13 protein-coding genes are annotated in these 12722 nt (G+C 62.4%); 10 read left to right on the forward strand and 3 right to left on the reverse strand.

Annotated elements, in window-relative coordinates; genetic code table 11:
* From ACK59Z_RS03940 to ACK59Z_RS03980, 9 genes are all read left to right on the forward strand, one after another.
* A partial coding sequence (locus ACK59Z_RS03940; protein WP_409292444.1) for a transketolase-like TK C-terminal-containing protein occupies positions 1-199 on the forward strand: 199 nt, incomplete at its 5' end.
* Positions 200-389: 190 nt separating this feature from the next.
* Positions 390-1451 (forward strand): erythrose-4-phosphate dehydrogenase, encoded by a 1062-nt coding sequence (gene epd, locus ACK59Z_RS03945; protein ID WP_004576615.1) that lies wholly within the window; start codon positions 390-392, stop codon positions 1449-1451.
* A 12-nt stretch (positions 1452-1463) separates the two neighbouring features.
* Positions 1464-2627, forward strand: coding sequence for a phosphoglycerate kinase (locus ACK59Z_RS03950; RefSeq protein ID WP_409292447.1), 1164 nt, complete (start codon positions 1464-1466; stop codon positions 2625-2627).
* Entirely contained in the window at positions 2627-2878 is a 252-nt protein-coding gene (locus ACK59Z_RS03955) for a hypothetical protein (protein ID WP_003249384.1), read from the forward strand. Before ACK59Z_RS03950 ends, ACK59Z_RS03955 begins: the two co-directional genes overlap by 1 nt.
* 160 nt (positions 2879-3038) lie before the next feature.
* Complete coding sequence (locus tag ACK59Z_RS03960) at positions 3039-3368, forward strand: MliC family protein (protein WP_004576614.1); 330 nt, start codon at positions 3039-3041, stop codon at positions 3366-3368.
* Positions 3369-3468: 100 nt separating this feature from the next.
* The gene (fba, locus tag ACK59Z_RS03965) at positions 3469-4533 is read left to right on the forward strand and encodes a class II fructose-bisphosphate aldolase (protein ID WP_003249389.1); all 1065 of its coding nucleotides are present in this window, start codon (positions 3469-3471) and stop codon (positions 4531-4533) included.
* A 212-nt stretch (positions 4534-4745) separates the two neighbouring features.
* Positions 4746-6872 carry a bifunctional diguanylate cyclase/phosphodiesterase gene (locus tag ACK59Z_RS03970; RefSeq protein ID WP_108191667.1) on the forward strand — a complete coding sequence of 709 codons (2127 nt, stop codon included), beginning with the start codon at positions 4746-4748 and terminating at the stop codon, positions 6870-6872.
* Between the two features lie 39 nt (positions 6873-6911).
* Entirely contained in the window at positions 6912-7412 is a 501-nt protein-coding gene (locus tag ACK59Z_RS03975) for a M48 family metallopeptidase (protein ID WP_003249394.1), read from the forward strand.
* 12 nt (positions 7413-7424) lie between these two features.
* Entirely contained in the window at positions 7425-7721 is a 297-nt protein-coding gene (locus ACK59Z_RS03980) for a helix-turn-helix domain-containing protein (RefSeq protein ID WP_003249396.1), read from the forward strand.
* Between the two features lie 116 nt (positions 7722-7837).
* Here the strand turns inward: ACK59Z_RS03980 and ACK59Z_RS03985 are convergent, their stop codons facing one another.
* The gene (locus ACK59Z_RS03985) at positions 7838-8290 is read right to left on the reverse strand and encodes a GNAT family N-acetyltransferase (RefSeq protein ID WP_108191666.1); all 453 of its coding nucleotides are present in this window, start codon (positions 8288-8290) and stop codon (positions 7838-7840) included.
* Positions 8291-8443: 153 nt separating this feature from the next.
* On the opposite strand from ACK59Z_RS03985, the gene ACK59Z_RS03990 reads away from it, so the two are divergent.
* Positions 8444-9181 (forward strand): ABC transporter substrate-binding protein, encoded by a 738-nt coding sequence (locus ACK59Z_RS03990; protein ID WP_003249400.1) that lies wholly within the window; start codon positions 8444-8446, stop codon positions 9179-9181.
* Positions 9182-9199: 18 nt separating this feature from the next.
* Here ACK59Z_RS03990 and yccS read toward each other — a convergent pair whose 3' ends face one another.
* Complete coding sequence (yccS, locus tag ACK59Z_RS03995) at positions 9200-11383, reverse strand: YccS family putative transporter (RefSeq protein ID WP_003249401.1); 2184 nt, start codon at positions 11381-11383, stop codon at positions 9200-9202.
* Positions 11384-11533: 150 nt separating this feature from the next.
* Positions 11534-12715, reverse strand: coding sequence for an NAD(P)/FAD-dependent oxidoreductase (locus ACK59Z_RS04000; protein WP_014859625.1), 1182 nt, complete (start codon positions 12713-12715; stop codon positions 11534-11536).
* Between the last annotated feature and the right edge of the window lie 7 nt (positions 12716-12722).

Raw genomic sequence — 12722 nt, forward strand, 5'->3', positions numbered from 1 at the left:
GCTGCCGCTGGAAGTCGGTGCTCGCATCGCCATCGAAGCTGCCCACGCCGACTTCTGGTACAAGTACGTCGGCCTGGAAGGTCGTATCATCGGCATGACCACCTACGGTGAGTCGGCGCCGGCTTCGGCATTGTTCGAAGCGTTCGGCTTCACCCTGGAGAACATCCTCGGTACTGCCGAAGAGCTGCTGGAAGACTGATGTAACAAATGGAGGGCAGTGACGCCCTCCAGGTCGTGCAAGGGGAGGGCTTTGCCCTCCATCGCGACGCAAGGCCGCTCCCACAGAAACGGTGCTGTCCTCCGGATGGCGCGGTCCCTGTGGGAGCGGCCTTGCGTCGCGATGGGCCGCCACGCGGCCCCAAAGCCATCATGCGTTAGCGAGCCAACCAATGCCCCACCCGCGTCCCTACAAAGTTGCACTCAACGGTTATGGCCGTATCGGCCGCTGTGTCCTGCGCGCGCTGTTCGAGCGGGGGGCAAAGGCCGGTTTCGAGATCGTCGCCCTGAACGATCTGGCCGATCAGGCCAGCCTGGAATACCTGACACGCTTCGACTCCACCCACGGGCGTTTTCCCGGCGAGGTCAAGGTCGACGGCGACTGTCTGCACATCAATGGCGATTGCGTGAAGGTAATGCGCAGTGCCACCCCCGAAGGCATCGACTGGGCTGCGCTGGGCATCGACCTGGTGCTGGAGTGTTCCGGTGCCTATAACACCCGTGCCGATGGCCAGCGTTTCCTCGACGCCGGTGCGCCAAGGGTGCTGTTCTCGCAGCCCATGGCCAGCGAGGCCGACGTTGACGCCACGGTGGTCTACGGCATCAACCAGGCCTGCCTTACCGGCAACGAGCGCCTGGTGTCCAACGCCTCGTGCACCACCAACTGCGGCGTGCCGCTGCTGCGTGTGCTGGACCAGGCGTTCGGCATCGAATATGTGCAGATCACCACCATCCACTCGGCGATGAACGACCAGCCGGTGATCGATGCCTATCACCACGAAGACCTGCGCCGCACGCGTTCGGCCTTCCAGTCGGTGATTCCCGTGTCCACTGGCCTGGCGCGTGGCATCGAGCGCCTGCTTCCGGAACTTGCCGGGCGAATCCAGGCCAAAGCGGTACGTGTACCGACCGTCAACGTCTCGTGCCTGGACATCACCCTGCAGACTGCCCGCGACACCAGTGCGGCCGAAGTCAACCGAGTGCTGCGCGAGGCTGCGCTGGAAGGTCCGCTTAAAGGCTTGCTGGCGTACACCGAGCTGCCGCACGCCAGCTGTGATTTCAACCATGACCCACATTCGGCGATCGTCGATGCCAGCCAGACGCGTGTTTCCGGCCCCCGCCTGGTAAACCTGCTGGCCTGGTTCGACAACGAATGGGGTTTTGCCAACCGTATGCTCGACGTTGCCGAACACTTTCTGCACGTCGTTCACCCAACCCGCAACAAACAGCCCTGAAGGACTGCATTCATGACCGTGTTGAAGATGACCGACCTCGACCTGCAAGGTAAGCGCGTACTGATCCGCGAAGACCTCAACGTGCCTGTGAAGGACGGTGTGGTAGCCAGCGATGCGCGTATCCTGGCAGCGCTGCCGACCATCAAGCTGGCCCTGGAGAAGGGCGCAGCGGTAATGGTCTGCTCGCACCTGGGCCGCCCGACCGAAGGCGAATTCTCTGCCGAGAACAGCCTCAAACCGGTCGCCGATTACCTGAGCAAGGCCCTGGGCCGTGACGTGCCGCTGGTTGCCGACTATCTGGACGGTGTCGCGGTACAGGCCGGTGAACTGGTGCTGTTCGAGAATGTGCGCTTCAACAAGGGCGAGAAAAAGAACGCCGACGAGCTGGCGCAGAAGTACGCTGCCCTGTGTGACGTGTTCGTCATGGACGCCTTCGGCACCGCCCACCGCGCCGAGGGTTCCACTCACGGTGTAGCCAAGTTTGCCAAAGTCGCTGCTGCAGGCCCGCTGCTGGCTGCCGAACTGGACGCCCTGGGCAAGGCCTTGAAGGCCCCCGCCAAACCAATGGCGGCCATCGTTGCCGGCTCCAAGGTTTCCACCAAACTGGACGTGCTGAACAGCCTGAGCAGTGTTTGCGACCAGCTGATCGTCGGTGGCGGTATTGCCAACACCTTCCTGGCCGCTGCTGGCCACCCGGTGGGCAAGTCGCTGTATGAGCCTGACCTGGTAGACACCGCCAAGGCCATCGCGGCCAAGGTCAGCGTACCGCTGCCAGTCGACGTGGTCGTTGCCAAGGAGTTCGCCGAGACCGCCGAAGCCACCGTCAAGGCCATCGTCGACGTTGCTGCCGACGACATGATTCTGGACATCGGCCCGCAAACCGCGGCCAATTTCGCCGAGCTGCTGAAATCGTCGAAAACCATTCTGTGGAACGGCCCGGTGGGTGTGTTCGAATTCGATCAGTTCGGCAACGGCACCAAGGTACTGGCCAAGGCCATCGCCGACAGCGCCGCATTCTCCATCGCCGGTGGCGGTGACACCCTGGCCGCCATCGACAAATATGGCGTCAGCAAGGAAATCTCCTACATTTCTACCGGTGGTGGCGCCTTCCTCGAGTTCGTCGAGGGCAAGGTCCTGCCAGCTGTGGCAATCCTGGAAGAGCGGGCCAAGGCCTGATGACGTCGGCGCTTGGCAAAGGGAGTGGCCTGGTGGTCAAACAATTGCCTGTGATGATGCTGGCCGGTCTGCTGAGCGCTTGCGCGGGCAGCCCGGCCTCGGATGCCGACCCGGCGCAGTCGCACAAGGGCGGTTGCTATCAGTCCGACTGGCAGGCCGAGACTGTGCCGGTCATCGGCAAGCGCGTGGGCCCGGAAGGCCTGGAAAAGTACGACGAAGACCACCAGCGCAAGGCGCCGGGTTGCCCTTGATCGGGTAATAGGCAACCTGAACGTTGATTTGTGGTCTTGAAGAAGGGGCCGCTGTGCGGCCCTTCGCGGGCTCGTCCGCTCCCACAGAGACTGCACTGTACCTGTGGGAGCGGGCGAGCCCGCGAAGGGCTGCACAGCAGCCCCAAATCGAGGAAACTGAATGAAAGCGCTTTTGGCCGTGACGGCCCTGGCGACACTGGCAGGATGCTCACTGCTGCAGCCGGCGCAACCGGCCCCGGCAGACAACTGGACCCGTTGGGTCTGCGACACCCAGGCTGAGGTGCTTTGGCGCTTCGCCGATGCGCAACGTGACCAGGTTGACGTGCGCCTTGGCGGCGGCGACCAGGTGTACCGGCTCAAGGCTGAACCGGGTGCCTCGGGTGCGCTGTACAGCGATGGCATGCTGGCCTTCCACACCAAGGGCGAAGAAGGCCTGGTGTACTGGGTGGCAACCAACGATCTGATTGGGCGGGGCTGCAAGGCACCGTGACTGGCCGGGCCGCGAGGGTGGCCCACACTACTTGAACAGCAACCGCCCCTGCGGCAGGCTTGCACGAAACAAACGACGCTTGTCGGGAGAGAGATACACAATGGCACTCATTAGCATGCGCCAGATGCTGGACCACGCCGCCGAGTTCGGCTACGGCGTACCAGCTTTCAACGTCAACAACCTCGAGCAGATGCGCGCCATCATGGAAGCGGCCGACAAGACCGACTCCCCGGTGATCGTTCAGGCTTCGGCCGGTGCCCGCAAATACGCGGGTGCGCCATTCCTGCGCCACCTGATCCTGGCTGCCATCGAAGAGTTCCCGCACATCCCGGTGTGCATGCACCAGGACCACGGTACCAGCCCTGACGTCTGCCAGCGCTCGATCCAGTTGGGCTTCAGCTCGGTCATGATGGACGGTTCGCTGGGTGAAGACGGCAAGACCCCGACCGACTACGAGTACAACGTCCGCGTTACCCAGCAGACCGTTGCCATGGCTCACGCCTGCGGCGTTTCGGTTGAAGGCGAACTGGGCTGCCTGGGTTCGCTGGAAACCGGCATGGCCGGTGAAGAAGACGGGATCGGCGCCGAAGGCGTGCTGGATCACAGCCAGATGCTGACCGACCCGGAAGAAGCCGCCGACTTCGTCAAGAAGACCCAGGTCGACGCCCTGGCGATCGCCATCGGTACCAGCCACGGTGCCTACAAGTTCACCAAGCCACCAACCGGTGACGTGCTGGCCATCGATCGCATCAAGGAAATCCACAAGCGCATCCCCAACACCCACCTGGTGATGCACGGTTCGTCCTCGGTACCGCAAGAGTGGCTGGCGATCATCAACCAGTACGGCGGCGACATCAAAGAAACCTACGGTGTACCGGTCGAAGAAATCGTCGAAGGCATCAAGCACGGCGTGCGCAAGGTCAACATCGATACCGACCTGCGTCTGGCCTCTACCGGTGCCATGCGCCGTCTGATGGCGCAGAACCCGAGCGAGTTCGACCCACGCAAGTTCTTCGGTGAAACCATCAAGGCCATGCGCGACGTGTGCATCGCACGTTATGAAGCCTTCGGCACCGCGGGCAATGCTTCGAAGATCAAGCCGATCTCTTTGGACGGTATGTACCAGCGCTACCTGAAAGGTGAGCTGGCCGCCAAGGTCAACTGATCGACAGGTAACCCTGAAAAACCCGCAGTGATGCGGGTTTTTTTATGGGCGATGGAAACCTGTACATAATTTCCGCAGACCTACCGTTAGTCGGCTACCGTACAGTTTAACCACTGATAGCGTTCTGATTGCATTGCGTGTTGCAGCCTCAGGACTAGAGTACTAATGGATCCAACCGTATTTTGAAGTCGGTCACATAACAGAGAAGCAGCATGGATGGCGCTTACCCTCAACAGCAGCCACTGGATGGCAGCTCAGTTCTTCTGGTGGTAGACGACTACCCCGAGAACCTCATCAGCATGCGGGCCTTGCTGGCCCGGCAGGATTGGCAAGTATTGACGGCAAGCTCTGGGATAGAAGCCTTGAGCGCGTTGCTTGAGTACGAAGTCGATCTGGTGTTGATGGATGTACAGATGCCGGAAATGGACGGCTTTGAAGTCGCCCGGCTGATGCGCGGCAATCAGCGTACCCGACTGACCCCGATCATTTTCCTCACCGCCAACGAACAGTCCGACGCGGCCGTGCTCAAAGGCTACGCCAGCGGCGCCGTGGACTACATGTTCAAACCGTTCGACCCGCAAATACTCAAGCCCAAGGTCCAGGCGCTGCTCGACCAGCAGCGCAACCGGCGCATGTTGCAGCAGCTCAGTCGCGAGCTGGAGACGGCCAGGGCATTCAATGCGTCCATCCTGGAAAATGCCGCCGAAGGCATTCTGGTGGTTGATGCCCATGGCATCATCAGTTTTGCCAATCCGGCCATTTCCCGTTTGCTGGCGGCACCGGTGCAACAATTGCAGGGCACCCAATTGCTCGACGTTGTGCAGCTGACCAGTACCAGCCTGTGGCGCGAGTCGGACTTCTACAAGGCCTACCAGGGGCGGCAGATCTTCCGCGTACACGATGCCCAACTGCGGACCCAAGGGGGGGAGCTTGTGCCGGTGGCGTTGTCCTGTGCGCCGTTGCCGGCCGACCAACAGGCCATGGTGGTGACCGTGCTGGACATGTCGGTAGTGCGTAACTTGCACCAGCAGCTGGAATACCAGGCCATTACTGACCCGCTCACCGGCCTGCTCAACCGCCGAGGTTTCTACCAGGCGGCTGAAGGTGCTCTGTTGCGCAACGAGCGCTCGGACAAGGCGCAGGCGTTGATGTACATGGACCTGGATGGCTTCAAGCGCATCAACGACTCGCTCGGCCACGACGCGGGCGACCGGGTGTTGCGCTGGGTGGCCGAGCAGCTCAAGGACTGCCTGGGCAGTGAGGCCTTGCTGGCGCGTATGGGGGGTGATGAGTTCACTGCACTGTTTGACAGCTTGCCCTACCCGGAGCAGGCCGGGCGTTTTGCCGAACGGTTGCTCGAACGTGTTTCCATCAGCCATGAGGTCGACGGGCTCGATGTGTGCCTTGGGGTCAGCATCGGCATTGCCACCTACCCGGACTGCGGCGCCAATGTTGAAGGCCTGCTGCGTTCGGCCGATGCAGCGATGTACGCAGCCAAGCAAGCGGGGCGTCAGCAATACCGCTTCTACGACCAGGAACTCAACGGACGGGCGCGCTCGCGATTGATGCTCGAGGACAGCGTGCGCATGGCCATCGAGCAGCAGGACTTTACCTTGGTGTATCAGCCACAGGTCGCCTTCCACGATGGCCGCCTGCGTGGTTTCGAGGCCTTGCTGCGCTGGCAGCACCCCAGCGTTGGCGATGTGCCGCCGGGGCTGTTCATCCCGTTGCTGGAAGAAGCGCGGCTGATCAATCGCCTGGCCAGCTGGATCTACCGCCAGGGGGCCGCGCAGCGGCAGGCCTGGTACGACAGGTTTCCGCCGGACCTTGTGCTTGGCATCAGCCTGAGCCGCGCGCAGTTCGTCATGCCTGGCCTGGTCGAAGAACTGCAACGGGTCATCCAGCTTTACCAGCTTGTCCCGACGCAGTTGGAGGTGGAAGTGGCGGAAACGTCGCTGATGTATAACATCGACGCGGCCGTCAAACAGATACACCGCTTGCGTGACCTGGGTGTGAGGGTGGCCCTGGATGACTTTGGTGCGGGTGACTGTTCGTTGCGCATGCTGCGCGACCTGCCTATCGACACCCTCAAGCTTGACCGTCATCTGGTTGCACGTCTGCCCGATTCGGCGGTAGATGCTGCGTTGGTTCGCAGCGTGATCGGCCTGTGCGCCGACTACCGTATCACCGTGATCGCCGAGGGTGTGGAGACCCCGGCGCAGGCCGCCTGGCTCAAGGCCAATGGTTGCGAATACGTTCAGGGTTTCCTGGTGGCTTATCCGATGACCGCTGCTGACGCTAGCGGCTTCCCGGCAATTTTCTCCTGGCCAGGGCCGTGATTGGCTAGAATCGGCATTCGTTACGCCGAATACAGCGCCATGACCGTACTACGTTACTTGCAAGCCTACCCCCCGCACCTGCAGGCGCAGGTGCGGCAGATGATCGACAGCGACCGCCTGGGTGAATACCTGCAGCGCCGTTACCCTGACCGCCATGACGTGCAAAGCGACAAGGCGTTGTATGGCTATGCCCAGGATCTGCGCCAACAGTACCTGCGAAGTGCGCCAAACCTGGACAAGGTATTGTTCGACAGCCGCCTCGATCTGACGCATCGGGCCCTGGGCTTGAACACGGCGGTGTCGCGGGTGCAGGGTGGCAAGCTCAAGGCGAAGAAGGAAATCCGCATTGCCTCGCTGTTCAAGGAGGCCGCGCCACAGTTCTTGCGCATGATTGTTGTGCACGAGTTGGCGCACCTGCGCGAGCGAGATCACAACAAAGCGTTCTACCAGCTCTGCCAGCACATGGAGCCGGACTATCACCAACTGGAATTCGACCTGCGCGTCTACCTGACCTACCGGGAGCTGCCGGGCAACCTCTAAGGAACATGCAGCATGGAAGTGAGCAAGACCAAGAGCAGCTTCTACCGCCGCCTGTACGTGGCCTGGCTGATCGATAGCCAGACCGCGACCAGCGTGCCCGCCCTGATGGAGGCCACCGGCATGCCCCGTCGGACAGCTCAGGACACTATCGCCGCGCTGGCCGACCTGGACATCGTCTGCGAGTTCGAGCAGCAGGAAGGCGCACGCAACCACGCCGGGCATTATCGCATTCATGATTGGGGAGCGATCGACAAGCAGTGGATCATCCGTCACTTGCGGCAAATCCGCGAAGTGCTGGGCTACCCCTGATTTGAAAAGCCTGCGCGGTCGCCCGTAGGAGCGGGTTTACCCGCGAACACGGGCGAAGCCCGTGCCATCGCCTTCAGTGCCTGCCTCGCGGGCGGGCCCGCTCCCACACGGTTGACTCAACCCCTACGCATGCCGATAGACGAGATGCCGTCCACCAGCGACTCGCCGCTCACCACCGCAAACCCATGGCGGGCATAAAAATCCTGCAAATGCGCCTGAGCCGACAGATAAACCGGCACCCCCGGCCAACAGTGTTCCGCCGCCTCCAGCCCCTTGAGCAGCAAGCTTTCTTCAAGGTTCAAACCTCGCGCCTGCGCTGATGTCACCACTCGTCCGATCACCACATCCCCACCTTGTGATTGCGGATCCAACAGGCGCAGGTAAGCCACCAGCTTGTCTTCCTGCCAGGCCATGAGGTGCAGGGTATCGCCAGTCAGGTCCTGACCATCGACTTCCTGGTAGGCGTGGCGCTGCTCCACCACGAGTACTTCAGTGCGTAGCTGCAAAATGGCATAGAGCTGCTCCTTGCCGAGGTCGGTGTGGTGCTTGCAGAGCCAGTCGATTGACATGGGCACGAACTCCTTGGATGGGGCTCGATCATCGCATGCTGCATGTGCTTCGGCCAAAATAGAGGCTAAATGACACTATTGGCCGCTGCCCTCGGCAACCGCTTTGTGTAATCTCACTGGCAGTGTTGCCCTCCATTGCGAAAGGACGTGAGCATGCGGCCACTGCTTTATGTTCTGGGTTTACTGGCAACGATGCTGGCAACACCTGCCCCGGGTCACGACAAGCTGCGCCTGGTGGCCGACAACTGGCCACCGTTCACCGATGCCAAGATGCCGGGCGGCGGCCTTGCGACCAGCATCGTTACCACCGCACTGGCCCGTGCCGGCTACGCCAGCGGCTATGAAGAGGTACCGTGGGCGCGTGCATTGCTGGGGGTAGGTGAAGGGCGCTACGACGTGCTGATCAATGCCTGGTACAACGACTCGCGCGCCAATATCGGGCAATTCTCCAGCGCCTACCTGAGTAATCGTATTCGCCTGCTGCAACGTAAGGGCGAGGCATTCAGTTACACGCGTCTGTCTGACCTTTATGCCTACAGCATTGCGGTAGTGCGTGATTACACCTATTCACCGGAATTCGACGGGGATCCGCGTCTGAACAAAGTGCCGGTGCGCAACTTTTCTTCTGCGGTACGCATGTTGGCGGCAGGGCGGGTAAGCCTGGCGGTGGAGGACGAGTACGTGGCCCGCTACAACCTGCAGCGCGAGCCGCAGGAAGTGCGTGATAGGGTGATGCTGGTGGATCCGCCGCTGGGGGAGAACACCCTGCATGTCCTGGTCAGCCTGAAGCACCCGGAGCATGATCGGATCGTCGAGCGCTTCGAGCAGGCGATAGCGGCGATGAAGGCCGATGGCAGCTATGCCCGGCTGCTGCGTCAGTACGGCTTTTGAGCACAGGCACTAAAACGATCAGGCCGGGGCATTTTCCTTGATCAGGTGTGCCGCCAGGGTCCGCAATGGCCCCAGCTGGCGGCATATCAACGCCAGCTGCGTCTGCACCAGCCGCTGATGCTCATCCAGATCTTCCGGCATCTGCTCCAGGGCATTGGCCAGCGCCTCTTCGGCATCACTGTGAATCGCCACCGGCAGCCGTGCGGCCAGGCCGTTGGCAATCTCGTCCAGGCTGCTGGCCAGGCTTTGCCCGGCGCCTTCGATCAACTGCTCCTGCACCTCCGCTGGCAACGCCGTGTCGCGGTGCGCGCCTAACCCCGAGAGGTAGCTGAGCAACGTGTGCGACAGCACCAGGAAGCGAAAGCCAACGTCGGCCTCCTTACGGAAATGCCCCGGCTCCATCAGCATGTTGGCCAAGGTGGTGGACAGCGCCGCGTCAGCGTTGTGGGCATTGCGCCGGGCCAGGCGGTAGGCCAGGTCGTCGCGCTTGCCGTGGGCATACTGCTGCATGATCTGGCGCAGGTACACGCTGGCGCAGGCCAGGGTATTGGCCAGCGCCTTGTTCAGCCGTCGGCCCTGCCAGTCAGGCAGGAACAGGAACACTGCAAGAATGGCAATCAGGCTGCCCACCAGCGTATCGAACAGGCGTGGCAGGAACAGGCCGTAGCCATCGCCGATCTGGTTGAAGCAGAACAGCACCATCAGGGTGATCGCGGCAGTGGCCAGGGTGTAGCGGGTGGTGCGGTTGACGAAGAACACCACCCCGGCAACCACGGCGAACAACGACTGGATGACCGGGTTAGGGAACAGGTCGAACAAGGCCCAGCCCACTGTCAGGCCAACGGCAGTGCCGAAGATTCGCTGCACCAGCTTGCGCCGCGTGGCCCCATAGTTGGGCTGGCACACGAACAGCGTGGTGAGGATGATCCAGTAGCCCTGGGTCGGGTGAATCAGGTGCACCATGCCATAGCCGATCGACAGCGCCAGCGGCAGGCGCAAGGCATGGCGGAACAACAGCGAGGTCGGTGTGAGCTGGGTGCGCAGGCGCGTCCACACGTCCTTCAGCGAGCGCGGCGAGCGGTCGAGCAGGCTGCTGTCGCTGGCGTCGGCCAGGCTGTCCGGGTTGCTGGCGGCACTGAGCAGGCGGTCCAGTGTTGCCAGGTTGGCGGCGAGTGCCCGCAGTGAGCGCAACAGGCCGCGCCAGGCCGGGTTGCTCTGGATGCGCAGGTGCTCCAGCGAGGCGTTGAGGTCTTCGAGGGCTTCTGGATAACCGCTGGCCAGCACGAATGGTTGGCGCAGGCGGATCGAGCGGGCCAGTTCCTGGCAGGATGAGCCCTGCTTACGCAACAGGCGCTGGCAGCGGAACATGACGTCGCTGTGGAAAAACGCCTCGGTCAGTGCGTTGTAGGGGTAGTGCGAGGCACTGACACGCTCGTGGATGTCCTGGGCCAGGAAGTACAGCTTGAGGTAGCGGCTTACCTTCGAGTTTGGTTGGCTGTTGCCCACCCGGTGCAGGATGATCTCCTTGGCTGCGTTCAGCGCGGCCACCACCTTGCCGTTCTGCTGGGCCAGTTCCAGGCGCCGTGCCTCGACGTCGAGCGTGCGGACCGGTTCAAACAGGCTGGCCTTGAGCTTCAGGTAGCTGCCCAGCTCGAAGAACAGTTTGGCCAGGCTCTGTTGTACCGGCTGGTTGGAAAACAGCGCCTGCCACAGCACCGACAACAGCCCGTACCAGGCCGCACCTGCCACCAGTAGCAGCGGTTCGTGCCAGAAGTCGGTGACCTGGCCGCCGCGCTGGTCCACGCCGATCATGGTGTAGACCGCAGTGATCAAGGTGGCCGAAGCGATGGCGCCGTAGCGCTCGCCCAGCGCCCCGAGCATGGTCAGGCCAAAGGCCGCCAGGGCCAGGGCAATGACGAAGATCCAGGGGTAGGGGAACAGCAACTCGACTGCCAGTGCAGCGATGGCGAAGCACACCAGGGTAACGGCCAGGGCGCTGAGGCGGCCCTGCCAGCTGTCGTCGGTTTCGGCCAGGGCGCTGGCGATGATGCCGAGGAACAGCGGAATCAGCAGGGCCATCTCGTTCTGGTACCAGCACAGGGCCAGGCTGCCGGTAAGGGCAATGGTGACCCGGATGCTGTAGCTGAACTTGTCTTGGCCCCACAGGCGACGCAGTGACTGACGGAACGAGCTCGATGACATGATGGCCTGCCAGGCGGTGATCAGAAGAATACCTTTCAGGGCCGGTTATTGGGGCCGCTGCGCGCCCGCGAAGGGGCGCGCAGCGGCCCCAATAACGGCGCCAAGCACGGGCCAGCAAGAAGCGTTCCGTGCTGCTGAAAGGATTCTACTCTACACGAACTGCGCGGCGGCGTTCGCCGATGCCCAAGCCCACTGGAAGTTGAAACCACCCAGGTGGCCGGTGACATCCAGCACTTCGCCGATGAAGTACAAGCCGGGGCTTTTCAGCGATTCCATGGTCTTGGACGACACCTCGCGGGTATCCACGCCGCCCAGGGTCACTTCGGCGGTGCGGTAGCCTTCGGTGCCGGCTGGCACCACTTGCCAGTTCGCCAGCTTTTCGGCGATGTGCGCCAGTTCCGCCGGGGTGTACTGCTTCATCGGCTTCGACTCGAACCACTGCTCGGCCAGCAAGTTAGCCAGCTTGCGAGTGAACACCTCGCCCAGCACGGTCTTCAGTTCGGCATTGGCGCGCTCGGCCTGCATCTGTTGCAGCCAGGTCAGCGCATCCCGGTCGGGCAGCAGGTTGATCTCGACCGTGTCACCGGCTTCCCAGAACGACGAGATCTGCAAGATCGCCGGGCCGCTCAGGCCGCGGTGCGTGAACAGCAGGTTTTCGCGGAAGCTGGTGCCATTGCAGCTGGCGGTGCAGTCCAGTGAGGTGCCGGACAATTCGGTGCACATCGCCTTGAGTTGGGGCTCGGTGATGGTGAATGGCACCAGCCCGGCGCGGGTTGGCAGCAGGGTGTGGCCGAACTGGCGGGCCACCTGGTAGCCGAAACCGGTGGCGCCCAGGGTCGGGATCGACAGGCCGCCAGTGGCGATGACCAGCGACTGGCAGGCGAACTGGCCGCCGCTGGTCTGCAGCAGGTAGCCGCTTTCGGTCTTCTCGATCTGTTCGATGCTGGTGTGCATGCGGATCTCGGCACCGGCCTCGTCGCACTCGGCCAGCAGCATGTCGAGGATGTCGCTGGCCTTGTTGTCACAGAACAGCTGGCCGAGCTTCTTCTCGTGGTACGCCACGCCGTGCTTGCACACCAGCTCGATGAAGTCCCACTGGGTGTAGCGGGCCAGGGCCGACTTGCAGAAGTGCGCGTTGTGCGAAAGGAAGTTGGCCGGCTCTGTGTACAGGTTGGTGAAGTTGCAGCGCCCGCCGCCGGACATGAGGATTTTCTTGCCTGGCTTGTTGGCGTGGTCGAGCAGCAGCACCCGGCGGCCGCGACGGGCACTGAGCTGGGCGCACATCAGGCCGGCGGCGCCGGCGCCAAGGATGATCACGTCGGTGGAGTGCACGGTATGA

It is taken from the genome of Pseudomonas sp. KCJK9058, assembly GCF_046230975.1.
GTDB lineage: Bacteria > Pseudomonadota > Gammaproteobacteria > Pseudomonadales > Pseudomonadaceae > Aquipseudomonas > Aquipseudomonas alloputida.

What these genes read in the sequence shown, in the direction of transcription:
- ACK59Z_RS03985 (WP_108191666.1), bottom strand. Translation starts at nt 8,290, where the DNA reads ATGTCAATCGACTGGCTCTGCAAGCACCACACCGACCTCGGCAAGGAG.
- ACK59Z_RS03955 (WP_003249384.1), top strand. Translation starts at nt 2,627, where the DNA reads ATGACGTCGGCGCTTGGCAAAGGGAGTGGCCTGGTGGTCAAACAATTG.
- ACK59Z_RS03975 (WP_003249394.1), top strand. Translation starts at nt 6,912, where the DNA reads ATGACCGTACTACGTTACTTGCAAGCCTACCCCCCGCACCTGCAGGCG.
- ACK59Z_RS03950 (WP_409292447.1), top strand. Translation starts at nt 1,464, where the DNA reads ATGACCGTGTTGAAGATGACCGACCTCGACCTGCAAGGTAAGCGCGTA.
- ACK59Z_RS03960 (WP_004576614.1), top strand. Translation starts at nt 3,039, where the DNA reads ATGAAAGCGCTTTTGGCCGTGACGGCCCTGGCGACACTGGCAGGATGC.
- ACK59Z_RS03980 (WP_003249396.1), top strand. Translation starts at nt 7,425, where the DNA reads ATGGAAGTGAGCAAGACCAAGAGCAGCTTCTACCGCCGCCTGTACGTG.
- ACK59Z_RS03990 (WP_003249400.1), top strand. Translation starts at nt 8,444, where the DNA reads ATGCGGCCACTGCTTTATGTTCTGGGTTTACTGGCAACGATGCTGGCA.
- epd (WP_004576615.1), top strand. Translation starts at nt 390, where the DNA reads ATGCCCCACCCGCGTCCCTACAAAGTTGCACTCAACGGTTATGGCCGT.
- ACK59Z_RS03970 (WP_108191667.1), top strand. Translation starts at nt 4,746, where the DNA reads ATGGATGGCGCTTACCCTCAACAGCAGCCACTGGATGGCAGCTCAGTT.
- fba (WP_003249389.1), top strand. Translation starts at nt 3,469, where the DNA reads ATGGCACTCATTAGCATGCGCCAGATGCTGGACCACGCCGCCGAGTTC.
- yccS (WP_003249401.1), bottom strand. Translation starts at nt 11,383, where the DNA reads ATGTCATCGAGCTCGTTCCGTCAGTCACTGCGTCGCCTGTGGGGCCAA.